Annotated in this window: 11 protein-coding genes; all 11 read left to right on the top strand. The window is 67.1% G+C overall.

What is annotated here, in order from left to right; translation table 11 throughout:
- The first annotated feature begins 21 nt into the window (after positions 1-21).
- The gene (locus tag G3O00_RS04330; protein ID WP_241024941.1) at positions 22-732 is read left to right on the top strand and encodes a TetR/AcrR family transcriptional regulator; all 711 of its coding nucleotides are present in this window, start codon (positions 22-24) and stop codon (positions 730-732) included.
- 505 nt (positions 733-1,237) lie between these two features.
- Positions 1,238-2,323, top strand: a complete 1,086-nt coding sequence (locus G3O00_RS04325) for a porin (RefSeq protein WP_011354807.1) — start codon at positions 1,238-1,240, stop codon at positions 2,321-2,323.
- Positions 2,324-2,356: 33 nt separating this feature from the next.
- Positions 2,357-3,172 carry an SDR family oxidoreductase gene (locus tag G3O00_RS04320; RefSeq protein WP_174929638.1) on the top strand — a complete coding sequence of 272 codons (816 nt, stop codon included), beginning with the start codon at positions 2,357-2,359 and terminating at the stop codon, positions 3,170-3,172.
- A gap of 252 nt (positions 3,173-3,424) precedes the next feature.
- Complete coding sequence (locus G3O00_RS04315) at positions 3,425-5,422, top strand: hydantoinase/oxoprolinase family protein (protein WP_206142197.1); 1,998 nt, start codon at positions 3,425-3,427, stop codon at positions 5,420-5,422.
- The gene (locus G3O00_RS04310) at positions 5,422-5,886 is read left to right on the top strand and encodes an acetone carboxylase subunit gamma (RefSeq protein WP_011354810.1); all 465 of its coding nucleotides are present in this window, start codon (positions 5,422-5,424) and stop codon (positions 5,884-5,886) included. The genes G3O00_RS04315 and G3O00_RS04310 overlap by 1 nt, the downstream gene beginning before the upstream one ends.
- A 19-nt stretch (positions 5,887-5,905) precedes the next feature.
- Complete coding sequence (locus G3O00_RS04305) at positions 5,906-8,035, top strand: hydantoinase/oxoprolinase family protein (RefSeq protein WP_059600872.1); 2,130 nt, start codon at positions 5,906-5,908, stop codon at positions 8,033-8,035.
- A 14-nt stretch (positions 8,036-8,049) separates the two neighbouring features.
- The gene (locus tag G3O00_RS04300) at positions 8,050-10,296 is read left to right on the top strand and encodes a hydantoinase B/oxoprolinase family protein (protein WP_206142196.1); all 2,247 of its coding nucleotides are present in this window, start codon (positions 8,050-8,052) and stop codon (positions 10,294-10,296) included.
- A gap of 123 nt (positions 10,297-10,419) precedes the next feature.
- The gene (locus tag G3O00_RS04295) at positions 10,420-11,274 is read left to right on the top strand and encodes a hypothetical protein (protein ID WP_206142195.1); all 855 of its coding nucleotides are present in this window, start codon (positions 10,420-10,422) and stop codon (positions 11,272-11,274) included.
- Positions 11,268-13,265 (top strand): acetoacetate--CoA ligase, encoded by a 1,998-nt coding sequence (locus G3O00_RS04290; RefSeq protein WP_206142194.1) that lies wholly within the window; start codon positions 11,268-11,270, stop codon positions 13,263-13,265. The genes G3O00_RS04295 and G3O00_RS04290 overlap by 7 nt, the downstream gene beginning before the upstream one ends.
- Positions 13,262-13,459: a hypothetical protein gene (locus tag G3O00_RS04285; protein ID WP_174929634.1), complete on the top strand. Its 198-nt coding sequence runs from the start codon at positions 13,262-13,264 to the stop codon at positions 13,457-13,459. Before G3O00_RS04290 ends, G3O00_RS04285 begins: the two co-directional genes overlap by 4 nt.
- A gap of 48 nt (positions 13,460-13,507) precedes the next feature.
- Positions 13,508-16,177, top strand: a complete 2,670-nt coding sequence (locus tag G3O00_RS04280; protein ID WP_206142193.1) for a LuxR C-terminal-related transcriptional regulator — start codon at positions 13,508-13,510, stop codon at positions 16,175-16,177.
- Positions 16,178-16,276: the final 99 nt, after the last annotated feature.

Below are 16,276 nucleotides of genomic sequence, written 5' to 3'. Positions count from 1 at the left end.
GACGCGCGCAAGGACAGGGAGATGAAAATGAAGGATCAGGACGAGAACTATCAAAGCCGCGCGGGCGCGTTGCGCCGGGAAAAGACGCGCAACCGGCTGATCGAGAGCGCGCTGGCCGTGTTCGCGGAGAAGGGGCCCGACGCGCCGATGATCGACGATTTCATTGCGGCGGCCGGCGTGGCGCGCGGCACGTTCTACAACTACTTCCGCACCACCGCGGAGCTGCTGGCCGTCGTGGCCGGCGAAACCAGCGACGAGGTGCTGGGCGTGGTCGATCCGCTGGTGCTCGAGGTGGACGACGTGGTGCAGCGGATTGTCGTCGGTGCGCGGCTGTATATGGCGATGGCGGTGCGGTATCCGCAGTGGGGCGCATTCATCACGCGGGTCGGCACGCGGCGCGGTTCGCGCGGCCGGCTGCTCGACGTGTATCTCACACGCGACCTGCAAACGGCGATCGATGCAGGGCGCCTGCAGGTCGGCCACGTGATGGTCGCCCGGGATATCGCGCTCGGGGCAATCATGTACGGGATCGAAACCCTGCTGTCGGGCGACGCGCCGGCAGACTATACGGAGCAGTCGATGTTCGCGTTGCTGCGGGCCTTCGGGGTTGGCGAGAAGGATGCGCGCAAGTTTGCGTGGGCGCCGCTGGCCGATTGTCCGGAGCCGCGCGGTGCCATTTTCGAGCGGTTCCGTCACGCGGATACGGCTGGCAGCGACGAAGCGGACGCGTGACTTATCGCTGACTGACCGCGCCGCGCCGGGATGGCGCGGCAGCAGTGAAAACCGGCCGACGTTCCCGTCGCCTGAGGCAATCGGCATCACGCCGGCGCAAAGGGGCCCGCATTCACGACGGCTCGCCCCGGTGGCTGGGCGCGCTTGAACCCGTCATCCCCCGATCAGGGGAATCCATGCTTCCAAACTACCCGAACGGGTAGCTGCCACCCGTCCCCCTCATACCTACACTCCTTTTCCAGAAACAACGCGACTGAACGGCGGCGAAACCGCCGGGTCGTGACTCCCGCGCAAAAACAGGTGCGCGGGACGTGATTTGTTTCGTCCTGCTTCCGATTGACGTCTGCGCGTCGACGGCCATCCTGCCGATCAACGCGCACGGACGGTCGGACTCCGCCGCGCAACGACCGGGCCCGGGCAAGCCGGAGCATCCGGTCCGGCGGGCATTCGCAACAGCGAAGCACCGGTATCCAACAAACAGAGACTAGAACAGGAGACATTCCCGATGACGATCATCCCGTCCCGCAAACGTTTCGCGTCCGTTGCCGGCGTGCTGCTGGCCACGGCCGGATTGCCCGCTCATGCGCAAAGCAGTGTCACGCTCTACGGTGTCGTCGACGCCGGCATCCTCTATACGAGCAAGGCGATCGATCCGAAGACCGGGCTGAATGCCGGGCATCAGGTATCGATGATCACCGGCGGGATGACGCCGTCGTTGTTCGGCCTGAAAGGCACCGAGGATCTCGGCGGCGGCGTGAAGGCGCTCTTCACGCTGGAAAGCGGCATCGACGTGTCGAACGGCGGCTATGCCGATTCGAACGGCAACCTGTTCGGCCGGCAGGCGTGGGTGGGGATCGAGAGCAGCTACGGCACGGTGAAGGCCGGCGTCCAGTTCTCGCCGTTCGTGCTGTCGTTGATCGCCACCGACGCGCGCAGCGTGTCGTACTTCGGCAGCGGCGTGCCGATCTATGTCGGCGGCGTGCTCGTGACGGGGATCTTCAACGCGAATGCGATTTCGTACACGAGCCCGGTGGTGGCGGGCTTGCAGGGCAGCGCGATGCTTGCGCTCGGCGGCAAGGCCGGCGATTTCCAGGCGGGCCGCCAGTATTCGGCGAGCCTCAATTACACGGTTGGGCCGTTGCTCGTCAGTGCCGCGATGTACAACGGCAACTCGGGCGGCACGGCCGCGGCGACGCCGGTACCGAGCACGGTGCCGTTTACCGGGCGCACGCTCGGCGCGAGCTATCAGTACGACGCGCTCACGGTGAAAGCCGCCTACGTCAATTACAAGATCGCGGGCTCGTTCGACAGCCGCGTCTACGGCGGCGGCGCCGCCTATCAGTTCACGCCGGTCGTGAGCGCCGACGCCGGCGTCTGGTACACGAGCGACGGCAACGACACGAACAATCACTCGATCCTCGCCGCGGCAGGGCTGACCTACAGCCTGTCGAAGGCGACGTTGCTGTACGGGCAGCTCGGCTATGTGAACAACCACGGCAAGATGAATACGGGGCTGTCGACGAACGGTGCGCTGTACGGCGCGAACGGGTCGACGTTCGGCACCGTGATCGGCATGCGCCACCTGTTCTGACGACGGGTTCCCAGGTTTCGACAGGAGGGTGGCATGCAGATCGAGATAGGTTTCGAGCAACGGCACGTGTTCGTCTTCGGCGGCACGACCGGCATCAACTTCGGCATCGCGCAAGCATTCGCGCGATGCGGCGCGGCCGTCAGCGTGGCGAGCCGCAAACGCGAGAACGTCGACGCCGCGGTGAAGACACTGCGCACGACCCATGCGTCGGTGCACGGCGCATGCGCCGACGTACGCGATTTCGACGCGGTGGGCGCCGCGCTCGGCGATGCGGTGCGTGAATTCGGCCCGATCGACGTGCTGATATCCGGCGCGGCGGGCAATTTCCTGTGCGACGCGAACGCGATGTCGGCGAACGGTTTCCGCACGGTCATCGATATCGACCTGATCGGCTCGTTCAACGTGATGCGGCAGGCCTATCCGCATCTGCGCAAGCCGGGCGCGTCGATCATCAGCATCACCGCACCGCAGGCGACGGTGCCGATGCGCCATCAGGCACACGCGTCCGCGGCGAAAGCCGGCATCGACCAGCTCACCCGCGTGCTCGCGCTGGAATGGGGTGCCGACGGCGTGCGCGTCAACGCGATCTCGCCGGGCCCGATCGACGGGACGGAAGGCTTTCGCAAGCTGATCGCCCGCACCGACGACGAACTCGCGCTGGCCGAATCGGCCGTGCCGCTGCGCCGGTTCGGCTCGATCGACGACATTGCGAACCTCGCGCTGTTCCTCGCATCGCCGTATGCGTCGTACGTGTCCGGCGCCGTGATTCCGTGTGACGGTGGCGGTGCGATCGACAGCGTGAAGCCGGCGATCGAGCGGGCTGGCGCGAACGCGTCGGCCGGTACCTGACGCGCGGATGCCACCGATACGGGCAATCCATACCCGATAACTACCCGGACGGGTGGCGGCGGCCGACAGGCCGCTGCCTACACTGATTCCACGACGAACATAACCAGACAGGAGACGACGTGCATTCCCTTCCTTTTCCGACGCCGCACGGCTGCATGACGGAGCCGAGCGCGCCCATCGACATGCGCCGCGCTGCACGGGCACGGCAGCCGCGCCGCGCCTGAACCGGCCGATCACGAAGCGAGAGAGCTCATGACAATCCCAACCGATTCGATCCAGCACGCGGCATCGGGCACGTCCGGCACACGGACCGCGCGGCATCGCCTGATCAACATCGACAACGGCGGCACGCTGACCGACATCTGCGTGATGGACGGCGACAACGTGATCCGCACGAAGACGCTGACCACGCCGCACGACCTGTCGCAATGCCTGTTCGACGGGCTGCGCAAGGCGTCCGTGGCGATCTACGGCAACGAAGACCTGGAGGCGCTGCTGTTGTCGACGGCTGCGATCCGCTACTCGACGACCCAGGGGACGAACGCGCTCGTCGAGCGCAAGGGGCCGCGGCTCGGGCTCGTGGTCGGCGGGACGCTGTCGGCCGCGCAGGTGCGCGAAGCCGACGGCGCTGCCGACCTGTTCGACGCGGTGATCGGCAGCCGCGCAGTCACGCTGTCCGGCGATTCGGCCGAAGCCGACGTGGTTCGCGCGGTCGGCGAACTCGCGGCGTCCGGGGCCAACCGGCTCGTCGTGGCGATCGGCGGCCCGCAGCGCGTCGAACTCGAACAGCGCCTGAAGCGCAAGCTGCTGCGCAGCTTTCCGCCGCACCTGCTCGGCGCGCTGCCGATCCTGTATGCACACGAAATCGCCGACGATGCGAGCGACGTGCGCCGCACGTGGACCGCACTGTTCAACGCGTTCCTGCATCCGGCGATGGAGCGCTTTCTCTACAGCGCCGAACAGAAGCTGCGCGACGCGCGCGCGCAGAGCCCGCTGCTCGTGTTCCGCAACGACGGCTATGCAGGGCGCGTCGCGAAGACGATCGCGCTGAAGACCTACAGTTCCGGCCCGCGCGGCGGGATGGAAGGCGCACGTGTACTGGCCCGGCACTACGGGCTGACGCATCTGCTGTCGATGGACATCGGCGGAACGACGACCGACATCGGCGTGGTCGACGAACGCGGCGTGCGCGCGGAACGGCACGGCAACGTCGAAGGCGTCGCGACGTCGTTCGCGTTGTGCGACGTGGTCAGTGCGGGCGTCGGCGGCAGCTCGATCATCCGCGTCGCGGGCGAACGCATCGCGGTGGGGCCGGAAAGCGTCGGCAGCGCGCCGGGGCCGGCCTGTTTCGGCCTCGGCGGCACGCAGGCGACGATCACCGATGCGTTCACGCTGTCGGGCCTGCTCGATCCCGCGTCGTTCTTCGGCGGCAAGCTGCAGCTCGACAAGGCGCGTGCCCGCCAGGCGGTTCATGCGCATGTGGCCGATCCGCTGAAGATGGGCGACCTCGAAGCGCTCGCCGCGATGGAAGCCGCGTGGGTGAAGAAAGTCGCCGACAGCCTCACCGCCTATGCGTCGATCCGGCCCGACACGACGCTTGCCGCGTTCGGCGGCGCGGGGGCGCTCGTCGCATGCCGCGTCGCGGAGGCGATCGGCGTGAAGCGGGTGTTGATTCCGGGGCTGGCGGCGGTGTTTTCCGCGTACGGAATCAGCTTTTCGGATGTCGGGCACAGCTTCTCGGCGCCGCTTGCCGAAGCGACCGACAGCGCACTCGCTGCTGCGATGGACACGCTGTTCACGCAGGCATCGCGCGCGATGTTCGGTGAAGACGCGGCGATCGACGACTGCCGGTTGGCCTATACGGTCGAAGCGACCGGCGCCGACGGCCGGAGTAGCGAGCACGCGGTGACCGGCACGACGCTGCCGGCCGGGCTTGCGCCGGACGCGACGCTGTCCGTGTCGCTGACCGCGATCAAGCGCATGCCGCAAGCGACGCTGGACGGCCGCTTCGACGAGACCGGCCACCAGCCCGCCGTTGCGCACGGCACGCGGCGCGTCGTGGTCGATGGCCGCGAAACCGAACTGCCGCTGTACCGCGTCGAGGATCAGCCGAAGGGCGTCGCGGTACGCGCGGCCGGCCCGGCGGTGCTCGAGGAAGCGTTCTTCACGGGGCGCATCGATGCCGGCTGGCATTTCGACATCAATTCCGCCGGAGACATCCTGCTCAGCAGCGGCACGGAGAACGAATAATGAAAGTCCTGATTACCGAAACCCTGCGCATCGATCTCGGCACGGAACAATGGGAATGCCGGCGTTGCGGTCATGCGCACGGCAGCGCGCGCGACAACTACAAGCGCGGCCTGCTCGTCCACGATCGCGATCCGCGCGAGATCCACAAGCCGCTGCTCGATCCGAACCGCTACGCACGTACGTACTCGCCGGACCCGGACTGGTGCCGGATTCTCGAATACTACTGCCCGGAATGCGGCGTGCTCGTCGAAGCCGAATACCTGCCGCCCGGCCATCCGCCGCTGCACGACATCGATCTCGACATCGACGCGTTGAAGCTGCAATGGAAGGATCGCGAGGAGATGACGGAGCCCGCGCAGGCGCCCGACCTTGCACTCGAACGCGTGAAGCTGCAGCGCGCGCTGCATGCGGCCGCCCATCATCGCCACGCAGTCGGTGCCGGCACCGACGCGTCGTCCACTTGAGCCACGGGGAGATTCGATCATGAAACGTGTTTCCGTCGACATTGGCGGCACCTTCACCGATTGCTTCGTGGCATGGGGCGATCATTGCGTCGAAGGCAAGTCGCTCACGACGCACCACAATCTGGCGGTCGGCTTCAACGATTCGCTGGCCGACGCATGCCGCCAGCTCGAACTGACGCCGACCCAGCTGCTGTCCGAAGTCGATTCGGTGCGCTACGCGACGACGCTCGGCACCAACGCGCTGATCGAGCGCAAGGGCCCGCGCGTCGGCCTGCTCGTCACGACGGGCTTCAAGCACACGGTGCCGCTGTCGCGTGCCCGCGGTTACGGGGAAGGGCTGTCCGAACACGAGCAGATGGATATTCCGAATGCGGCCCGCCCGGAGCCACTCGTGGCGATTCCGCTGATCCGCGAGATCCGCGAGCGTGTCGACTACGTCGGCCAGGTGTTCTGGACGCTCGACGAGGACGACGTGCGCTTGCGCATCCGCGAGCTCGTCGACGCCGGTGCGCAGGCACTCGTCGTGATGTTCACGAACAGCGTCGTGAACCCGGTGCACGAGCTGCGCGTGCGCGAGATTTTCCTCGAGGAGTACCCGGCGCACATGCTCGGCGCGATCCCGATGCTGCTGTCGCACCAGGTGGTCGGCCGCAAGGGCGAGTATTCGCGCGCGACGTCGTCGATCATCGACGCGTTCCTGCATCAGATCATGTACCACGGGCTCGGCACGCTGGAGCTGAACCTGCGCCAGCAGGGCTATACGAAGCCGATGCTCGTCAATCACAACTCGGGCGGGATGGCGCAACTCAACTCGACCGATGCGCTGCAGACCGTCCACTCGGGGCCGGTGTCGGGCATCGCCGCGAGCGAGTACCTGGCGGCGGCCGCCGAACTGGGCAACGTCGTCGCGACCGACATGGGCGGCACGAGCTTCGACATCGGGATCGTCGTGCAGGGCGGGCAGAAGTTCTACGACTTCAACCCGGTGATCGATCGCTGGCTCGTCAGCGTGCCGATGGTGCACCTCGTCGCGCTGGGCGCGGGCGGCGGCTCGATCGCGCGCTACGAGCGGATGTACAAGACGGTCGAGATCGGCCCGCAGTCGGCCGGCTCCGATCCGGGGCCCGCGTGTTACGACCGCGGCGGCCAGCATCCGACCGTCACCGACGCCGACCTGCTGCTCGGCTATCTCGATCCGAAGAACTACGCGAACGGCCGCATTCCGCTGAATCCGCGCCGCGCGAAGCAGGCGATGCAGGACGACCTGTGCGACGTGCTCGATCTCGACGTGATCGAAACCGCCAAGCTGATCAAGAAGCAGGTCGACGCGTCGATGGCGAACGGCATCGCCACCGAATTGCGCACGCGCGGCTTCGAGCCGAAGGAATTCACGGTGCTCGCGTACGGCGGCAACGGGCCGCTGCATGCGTGCGGGATTGCGTCCGCGCTCGGGGTCGCGAAAGTGCTGGCGCCGCCGTATTCGTCGACGTTCTCCGCGTGCGGGGCGGGGACGGTGAACCAGATGCATATCCACGAAATGAACACGTGGACGGTGCTGTTCAACCCGAACACGAAATCGTTCTTCCTGGATTTCGACACGTTCAACCGCGGCGTCGAGGAACTCGAGCGGCGCGGGCGCGAGGATCTGGAACGGCAGGGGATGGACCCGTCGCAAATCCGCTACCGGCTCGAACTCGACATGCGTTACGGCAACCAGCGCGTGCAGACGGCGGTCGTCACGCCGATCTCGCGCCTGAAGACGCAGCGCGACGTGCTGACGCTGATGGAGCTGTTCCACGAGAGTTACGGCTCGCGCTTCGGGGACGGCTCGCAAAGCCCGGAAACCGGCGTGCGGATCAACACGCTGCGTGTTTGCGCGTACGTCGAACAGCCGTCGGTGAAGTTCGCGAAGCTCGCGGTCAGCGACAACCCGCTGCCGCCGCCGGAGCCGGTTGGCTACCGCGAATGCCACTTCGTCGGGCACGACGGGCCGCAACGCACCGCCATCTACGACGACCGCGCGCGTGCCGAGCGCACGCAGATCGAAGGGCCGGCCGTCATCACGACCCGCGCGACGACGTTCCTCGTCGAGCCGGGCTGGATCTATCAGGCGACGGCCCAGGGCGGCGCGTGGTTCCTGCGCAAGTAAGCAAGGAGATCGACATGCAAAACGACATCAATGCGGAAGACCGGGCGCTGCTCGACAAGTTCATCGCCGACAACACGCTGTTTCTCGGCCCCGATCCCGAGATCATGCGCAATCACAGCATCCTGCCGCGCTCGACGCTGGAGAACGAAGTGCTGGAGCGCGGCGTCGACCCGCACCAGGTTCACCATGTGCGGGGGCTGATCAATTCGGCGCTGTCCGAAGCGTTCACGATGGTGAACCAGATGGGCGCGGCGCCGGGCGCGAAGTGGGGCGACCTCGTCACCGCGATCTACACCGCGCAGGGCGACCTGTCGATGATCGCGCCGCACGGGATCATCGCGTTCGCCGCGTGCTGCTTCTATCCGATCCGCTTCATCATCAAGAACTGGGTGAACGACCCGACGGTCGGCGTGAAGGACGGCGACGGCTTCATCCACAACGACGCGCGCTACGGCGGCATCCACAACACCGACCAGTCGATGATGATGCCGCTGTTCTACAAGGGCGAACTCGTGTGCTGGCTGTCGTCGACGATCCACGAGGGCGAGAACGGCTCGACCGAGCCGGGCGGGCTGCCGGCCAAGGCCGAGAGCAAGTACGACGAAGGCATCAAGATGCCGCCGTTCAAGATCGTCGAGAACTTCGAGCTGAAGCGCGACCTCGTCACGTTCCTGCAGAACTCGGTGCGCGACCCGCGCCTGCAGCTCGAGGACATGAAGGTGAAGCTGCACGCGGTGCTGCGCCTGCGCGAGCGCATCATCGCGCTGCTCGACCAGTATGGGCGTGACGCGCTGATCGGCACGTTGCGCACGCACCTGGAAGACGTCGAAACGGAAATGCGCCGCCGCATTCGCGAGTTGCCCGACGGCACGACGCGCGTGCTGCAGTTCATGGATTCGAGCTTGCGCGAAAACGCGCTGCAGAAGATCTCGTGCGCGATCACCGTGAAGGGCGACCGGATGGTGATGGATTTCCGCGGCTCGGCACCGCAGTTCATGAACCGTTCGGTCAATACCAACATCGCGTCGTTCAAGGCGGCGCTGTGCACGGGCCTGCTGCAGAACATCTGGCCCGACCTGCCGCATACGATGGCCGTGCTGTCGCCGATCGAGATCATCACCGATCGCAACTCGATCCTCGATGCGGAAGGCGAGATGCCGCAGGCGATGAGCCTGATGCCGCTGTTCAAGGGCTGCGTCGTGTGGACGATTCCGATGAACAAGCTGAGCTACAGTCTGCCGCATCGCTACTCGGCGGTGATCGCGTCGCAGTATGACCAGGCGGCGACGTTCATCTACGGCGGCCTGACGCAGCACGGCGACGTGACCGGCAACTTCTGCGCGGACATCAACGGCAACGGGCAGGGCGCGCGCAGCCACGCAGACGGCGAGCATTCGATCTCGCCCGTGTTCGGCTTCATGTGCGACACCGGCGAACACGAGATCGCGGAAGAGGACACGCCGATCATCCGCCTCGGCGCGCAGCGGCTCGCGAAGGACCGGATCGGCTGGGGCAAGTATCGCGGCGGGATGGGCTACGAGCAGATCGCGACCGCGCGCGGTTCCGGGCTGTGGGGCTTCATGACCGGCTGCGAGGGCTCGAAGTTTCCGTCGGCGCAGGGGCTGTTCGGCGGCTATTCGTGCCCGAGCTACCAGCTGATGAAGATCAAGGGCATCAACATCTTCAAGGTGCTCGAGGAGAACCCGAAGGCGGTCGACACGTTCGACATCGTCGAGCTGATGAACAAGCGGCCGATTCCGGGCGCGCAGTACAGCAGCCACGACATGGGCATGACGTTCGAGATCTGCAACGAGGGCGAGATCTACATGATCTGCCAGGGCTCGGGCGGCGGCTATGGCGACGTGCTCGAACGCGATCCGGCGCTCGTGATGAAGGACCTGCGCGAGGAGCTGATGTCGCACGAGAACGCGCGCGACATCTACAAGGTCGTCTACGACGAGGAGACGCTCGTCGTCGATGTCGAGGCGACGGCGGAAGCGCGGGCGGCCGAGCGGCTCGCACGGATTGCGCGCGGCAAGCCGTTCGACGCGTTCTGCGACGCCTGGGTGACACCGGAGCCGCCTGCGACGCTGCCGTACTTCGGCAGCTGGGACGATCGCACCGAGATCTACGCGACGACGCTGGGCCAGCGCGTCAGGATGCCGGCGGACGCGATCCAGGGCGCCTTCATGCTCGATCCGAAGGATGTCCGCATCGCGGAGCTGGAGGCGCAACTGGCCGACAAGGCGGCGCAGGCATAAGCCGGCGCCACGGCCGAGGCGCGGCGGGCGAGAGCGCGCCGCGCCGAACGTTTTTTTCCTGCAGGACGGGCGGCGGTCGCGTGATTGACGGCCACCCGGCCTCATGCTGAACTGGAAGGCATCATGTCTCGACTCATCGATACCGCGCGGGTACGCCGGCCGCTCTGGCTGAATCACGCTGGCTACAGCGTGCCGTTGCTCGCGGGCGGCAGCGCGCCGTGGCTCGACAGTGCCGCGTGCGTCGCGTGGGCACGCCAGGCGCACGGGTTGCTCGGATCGGACGTGCTCACCTTGCCGCTGGCGGAGCTTGCCGCCGCATGGGTGACGCGCGACACGGCATTGCAGGACGCAATGGCTGCGAACACGAAGCGCGCGCATCTGCCGCTGAAGGCCTGTCTCGCGAGCACGCCGCTGCGCGAGCAGGCGGCCGCGCTGGCGAGCGCGTTGCGCGCGGCGTTGCCCGAGGCGATCTTCGCACTCGTGCTACCGTCTCCACGCGACTGGGCGGCTCGGGCGCTTGCATCGGCAGGCGGTTCGCCGCACGGCGAGGTCGACGAGGATGCCGCCGATGCGGCGGCGTCGAGCATCGCGGATTTCCTGCGGGCGTTCGCGACGGCGGGCGTCGATGCGGTACTGCTGCACGAGTCGCGTACCTGGGAGGCCGACGAAACCGCGCTGTGGCTCGAACTGTATCAACCCGTCGCAAACGTCGCGACGCATTACGGCTGGGACTGGGGCATGCAATGGCCGGCGGCCGTGACGCTGGCCGACGGCCAGGGGCCGGATTTCACGATCGCGCCGACGCGATGCGGGCCCGGCACGGCCGGTATCGTCGTGCCGGACTCGTTCTGGCACGACGGTGCGATGCCGGCGCCGGAACCCAAGGCGTTCGACGTGGCCGAGATTCCCGCTGCGGCACATCCGGAGACCGTTCTCGAACGGCTCGCGCTCTTACATGAAAGGCGATTGACATGGTGAACGAAGGCGAACTGCTGTGGACGCCCGGCGAGACGTCCGTGCGCGGCTCCCATCTTGCCCGCTATCTCGACTGGCTCGCGACCGATCGCGATCTGGCATTCGCGGACTACGACGCGCTATGGCGCTGGTCGGTGCGCGAGCCCGATGCGTTCTGGGCGTCGATCTGGCAATGGTACGGCGTGCAGTACGACGGCTCGGCGCGACGCGTGACGGACGGCGCGCCGATGCCGCATACGCGCTGGTTTCCTGATGCGCGGGTGAACTACGCGGAGCATGTGCTGCAGAACGCCGCGCATGCGGGTGCGGCGCCAGCCTTCCATTACGCTTCCGAAACGCGACCGCTGCAGACGATGTCGCTTGCCGAGCTTGCGAGCCAGGTGCGGCGCTTCGCGACGCGCCTGCGCGACCTCGGTGTGGTGCCGGGCGATCGCGTTGTCGCGTATCTGCCGAACGTGCCCGAGTGCGCGGTCGCGATGCTCGCGACGACCGCCATCGGCGCGATATGGTCGTCGGCTGCGATCGACTTCGGCGTGCGCACGGTCGTCGACCGCTTCCAGCAGATCGCGCCGAAGGTGCTGATCGCAGCCGACGGCTACCACTTCGGCGGCAAGGTATTCGATCGCCGGCGCGAGGTCGCCGAAATCGCGCGGGCGCTGCCGTCGCTGCAGACGCTCGTCTGGCTGCCGAACGTGGCGGATGCGATGCCGGCCGATGCGACGTCGCTGCCGTGCGCGGTGCACGCATGGGACGCGTTGCTCGCCGGCCCCGACGTGCCGGCCGATACGTTCCGCTTCGAGCGGGTCGGCGCCGATCATCCGCTGTGGATCGTGTTCTCGTCGGGCACCACGGGCTTGCCGAAGGCGATCGTGCATGGTCATGCGGGCATCCTGGCCGAGCACCTGAAGTTGATGCATCTGCACGTGGACCTGCACCCGGGCGACGTGATGTTCTTCTACAGCACGACCGGCTGGATGATGTGGAATCTGCTGGTCGCCTCGCTGCTGACCGGCGCATCCGCCGTGCTCTACGACGGCAGCCCGATGCACGGCGGCCCCGAGTGTCTGTGGCGGCTCGCGGCCGACGCCGGCGCGACCTGCTTCGGCGGCAGTCCGACCTTCGTGCAGATGATGGAGAAATCGGGCATCGAGCCCGGGCGGCAGTTCGACCTGTCGGCGCTCAGGAGCGTGCTGCTCTCCGGTGCGCCGAGCACGCCCGAGACGTTCGCATGGTTCTACCGCAACGTGAAGCAGGACTTGTGGGTCACGTCGCAATCGGGCGGCACCGAGCTGTGCAGCGGGCTGGTGGGCGCGGTGCCATCGCTGCCGGTCCACGCGGGAGAGATCCAGGCGCGCATGCTCGGCATGGCGGTCGACGTGTGGAACGACGACGGGCAGCCGGTCGTCGACGAAGTGGGCGAGCTCGTCGTCACGCAGCCGGCCCCGTCGATGCCGATCTTCTTCTGGAACGACGACGGCGGCGCGCGCTATCGCGAGTCGTACTTCGAAACCTTTCCCGGCGTATGGCGGCACGGCGACTTCATGCGAATCACGCGCGACGGCGGCTGCTACATCTACGGGCGTGCCGATTCGACGCTGAATCGATACGGTGTGCGAATCGGCTCGGCGGAGATCTATCGCGTCGTCGAGGAGATCGACGAGGTGGCCGACAGCCTGGTCGTGTGCTGCGAGTTGCCGGGCGGCGGTTTCTTCATGCCGCTGTTCGTGCGGCTGCGCAATGGCGAAACGCTCGATGACACGCTGCGTGCGCGCATCGCCGAGCGGCTGCGCACGCTATGCAGCCCACGCCACGTGCCGGACACGATGGTCGCGATGGAGCAGATACCGTACACGCTGACGGGCAAGAAAATGGAGGTGCCGGTGCGCAAGATCCTGATGGGGCGTCCGGTCGAGCAGGCGGCGAGCCGCGACGCGATGGCCAATCCGGCCGCGCTCGATGCCTACGTCGCGTTTGCCGCCGAGGTGCCGCGATGAGCGCGACTGCCTCGCTTCCCGAAGCGGCCGCGGCGCCCGGCGACGACGACCCCGCAGCGCACGAATCGGCGGCGTGCCTGCGGCCTTACTGCTGTAATCCGTTCGCGGCGTTCTCCGCGTTTTCCCGGGTGGGCGGGTGGACGCCGCCGCTGCCGGATGCCGGTGCGGTACCCGAAGGCGATGCCACGGCTTGAAGCTGCCGCGTGAATGCGGCAGGATGAGCGACCCGACCCCTCACCCGGATGATCGTGACCGTTTCCCGAAATGCGATCCAGCGCAGCGTGCGTCATGACGGCGTGGACCTGCGCGAGCACAAGTTTTCGCCACCCGCCGCGCGACGCGGCGCGATCGTGCGACATGCGTTGCTCGAACGCGTGACGCGGCTCGGCGTGCCGCACGTCGTGATCCTGCACGCGCCGCTCGGCAGCGGCAAATCCACGCTGCTTCGGCAGATCATGGAGATAGGCACCGCGAAGCGCTGGACGATCGGGTGGCTGACGCTCGACGAGAACGACAACGATCCGCGCCGCTTCGAAACGTACTTCATCGCGCTGGTCACGCAGATGGTGGCGGACGCGGGCGGCCCCGCGCCCGAGCAGTCGCCGGCGACGACCGACAACATGATCGACTGGGTGCTCGATCGATTCGGGCAGATTCCCGGCCCGATCGGCTTGTGCATCGACGATCTCCAGTGGATTCGCGATCCCGCGATCCTGCGGTTCCTGCGCGACCTGTTGCGCGCGCTGCCGGGCCGCTGCCGGATCTATATCGGGTCGCGCAATTTGCCGGACATCGGCGTGAGCACGCTGCTCGTCGCCGAGGAGGCGCTGGTGCTGCGGATGGAGGACCTGCGTTTCTCGCCGGCGGAGTCGGTCGAGTTCATGACCGCGTCGGACGACGCGGCGCTCGACGCGGAGATCGCGTCGTTCGTGCAGGCGCGCACCGAAGGCTGGCCGGCCGGGTTGCAGCTGTTCAAGCTTGCGCTTGCGCGCGGCAATCCGTGGCACACGGTCGACGAGATGCGCGATTGCGGGCCGCTGGAACTGGTGCGCTACCTGTCGGAAAACACGCTGTCGCTGCAGCCGCCGGACGCGCAGGTGTTCCTGCTGAAAACATCGTTGTTACGGCGCCTGAACGGATCGCTGTGCGCGGAGGTGACCGGCGCGCATCACGCAGACGCGGTGCTGCAGCGACTGGAGCAGGACGGCCTGTTTCTCGAGGCGCTCGACGGCAATCCGGGCTGGTACAGGTATCACAGCCTGTTTGCGCGTTTCCTGTCCGAGCGTCTCGGCCAGGACGATCCCGATGGCGTGCTCGACGTGCACCGGCGCGCGGCGCACTGGTACGTGCGGCATGGCGTGCCCGAGGAAGCGATGTATCACGCGGTCGAGGCGCGCGAGTACGCGCTTGCGGTGCGCACGCTCGACGAATGGGCGTCGCGGCTGATCGCGGGCGCGGAGCTCGCCACGGTGGCGTACTGGTTCGACCGGCTGCCGTTGAACGAGGTGCTCGGCAACCGGAGTCTCGCGATCAAGGTCGCGTGGGCGCTCGTGTTCCTGCGTCGCGGGAGCCCGACGCATCCGCTTCTCTCGTATCTCGACGAGACGCGCGCTCGCGAACAGGGTGGCACCACGCACAATCCGGATGTCGTGCTGGCGATGGCGACGATGTTCAACAACGACCTGCGCGGCGCCGCGCGTCTCGCGAACATCCCGGTGCTGCATCAGCCGGCGCGCGACATCTTCGAGGCGTTCGAACTGGGCGCGGCAGCGAACCTGCTGACGTTCAGCGCGATGGCGACGTGGCACGAGGAAGACATCCACCACATGCTCGTGCTGGCGAACAGCCACAACGATCATGCGCAGGCCGCGTTCAGCCAGGGCTACACGCTCGCGCTGCGCTGCATCCTGCAGGTCACCAGCGGGCAGCCGAGGCTCGCGACCGAAGCGCCGCGCGCGACGTCGGGCACCCGGCCGTGGCCCTACGTGAATCGCGGCATGGCGGCGGTGGCGCTTGCGGCATCGCGGATCTGGGCGTGCTATGAAGCCGATGCGCTCGACATCGGGGAGCGGCTCGCGACCCAGTTCGAGGACGAGATCGCGCTGGCGGCGGTACCGGAATTCATCGCGCTGTCGATGGTCTCGATCGCGCGCATCCACGCGGCCCGCGGGCGGATGATCCAGGCACGCGACACGCTCGACACGCTCGAGCGCCTGAGCTTTCAGAGCCAGTGGTCGGGCGTGCGCGAGATGATCGCGTGGGAGCGGCTCTACTTTGCCGGGCGCAGCGGCGATGCGGCGCGGGTCGATGCGCTGCTGCAGCACGTGACGGACGACGCGTCGCCGCTGGACCCCGTGTGGATTCCGATCACCGAGATGCTGAGCGGGCGGCTGCTGGGACGGATCCGGCTCGCGCTGTTCCGGCAACAACTCGACCGGGCCGGCGAGTTGCTGAAAGCCGCGCTGGCGATCACGCCGGCCCGGCCGCTGCTGTCGGTCAAGCTGCACGTGCTGCAGGCACTGGTGCAGCATCGGCAGGGGCATACGCGGCTCGCGCTGCGAACGCTGCAGGGCGTACGCGAAACGGCGAGCGCCGGCGGCTGCCGACGCGCGCTGCTCGACGAAGGCGCCGAACTGGTCGCGTTGCTCGACGAGGCGCCCGACGCGGAGTTGCCGCATACGGCGCAGGCATCGGAACAACGTTCCCATACGGCGGCGTGGTACGGCGCCTTGTCGCAGCGCGAACAGGAAATCCTGCGGCTGCTGTGCAGCGGCGCATCGAATCGCGAGATTTCGGAGAAGCTGTTCCTTTCCGAAAACACCGTGAAGTTTCACCTGAAGAACGTGTACCTGAAGCTGGACGTCAAGAATCGCGCGCAGGCGATTCTCAAGGCGCAACTCGACTTGCGGTGACGCAATGTGAAGGGGACGGCCACGCGGGTTGCGTGGCCGTCCCCTTCGGTACGTCAGCTCGGGCTATCGCGACACGGAAGCGTGCGGCGGAAAATGCCG

The sequence above is a fragment of the Burkholderia sp. Ac-20384 genome (assembly GCF_017104605.1).
GTDB lineage: Bacteria > Pseudomonadota > Gammaproteobacteria > Burkholderiales > Burkholderiaceae > Burkholderia > Burkholderia lata.
Note: the sequence above shows the minus strand (reverse complement) of the source record. Positions and strands in the feature narration are given on the sequence as shown.

Coding starts and splice junctions, on each gene's coding strand:
- G3O00_RS04330 (WP_241024941.1), top strand. CDS start 22: ATGAAAATGAAGGATCAGGACGAGAACTATCAAAGCCGCGCGGGCGCG.
- G3O00_RS04325 (WP_011354807.1), top strand. CDS start 1,238: ATGACGATCATCCCGTCCCGCAAACGTTTCGCGTCCGTTGCCGGCGTG.
- G3O00_RS04320 (WP_174929638.1), top strand. CDS start 2,357: ATGCAGATCGAGATAGGTTTCGAGCAACGGCACGTGTTCGTCTTCGGC.
- G3O00_RS04315 (WP_206142197.1), top strand. CDS start 3,425: ATGACAATCCCAACCGATTCGATCCAGCACGCGGCATCGGGCACGTCC.
- G3O00_RS04310 (WP_011354810.1), top strand. CDS start 5,422: ATGAAAGTCCTGATTACCGAAACCCTGCGCATCGATCTCGGCACGGAA.
- G3O00_RS04305 (WP_059600872.1), top strand. CDS start 5,906: ATGAAACGTGTTTCCGTCGACATTGGCGGCACCTTCACCGATTGCTTC.
- G3O00_RS04300 (WP_206142196.1), top strand. CDS start 8,050: ATGCAAAACGACATCAATGCGGAAGACCGGGCGCTGCTCGACAAGTTC.
- G3O00_RS04295 (WP_206142195.1), top strand. CDS start 10,420: ATGTCTCGACTCATCGATACCGCGCGGGTACGCCGGCCGCTCTGGCTG.
- G3O00_RS04290 (WP_206142194.1), top strand. CDS start 11,268: ATGGTGAACGAAGGCGAACTGCTGTGGACGCCCGGCGAGACGTCCGTG.
- G3O00_RS04285 (WP_174929634.1), top strand. CDS start 13,262: ATGAGCGCGACTGCCTCGCTTCCCGAAGCGGCCGCGGCGCCCGGCGAC.
- G3O00_RS04280 (WP_206142193.1), top strand. CDS start 13,508: ATGATCGTGACCGTTTCCCGAAATGCGATCCAGCGCAGCGTGCGTCAT.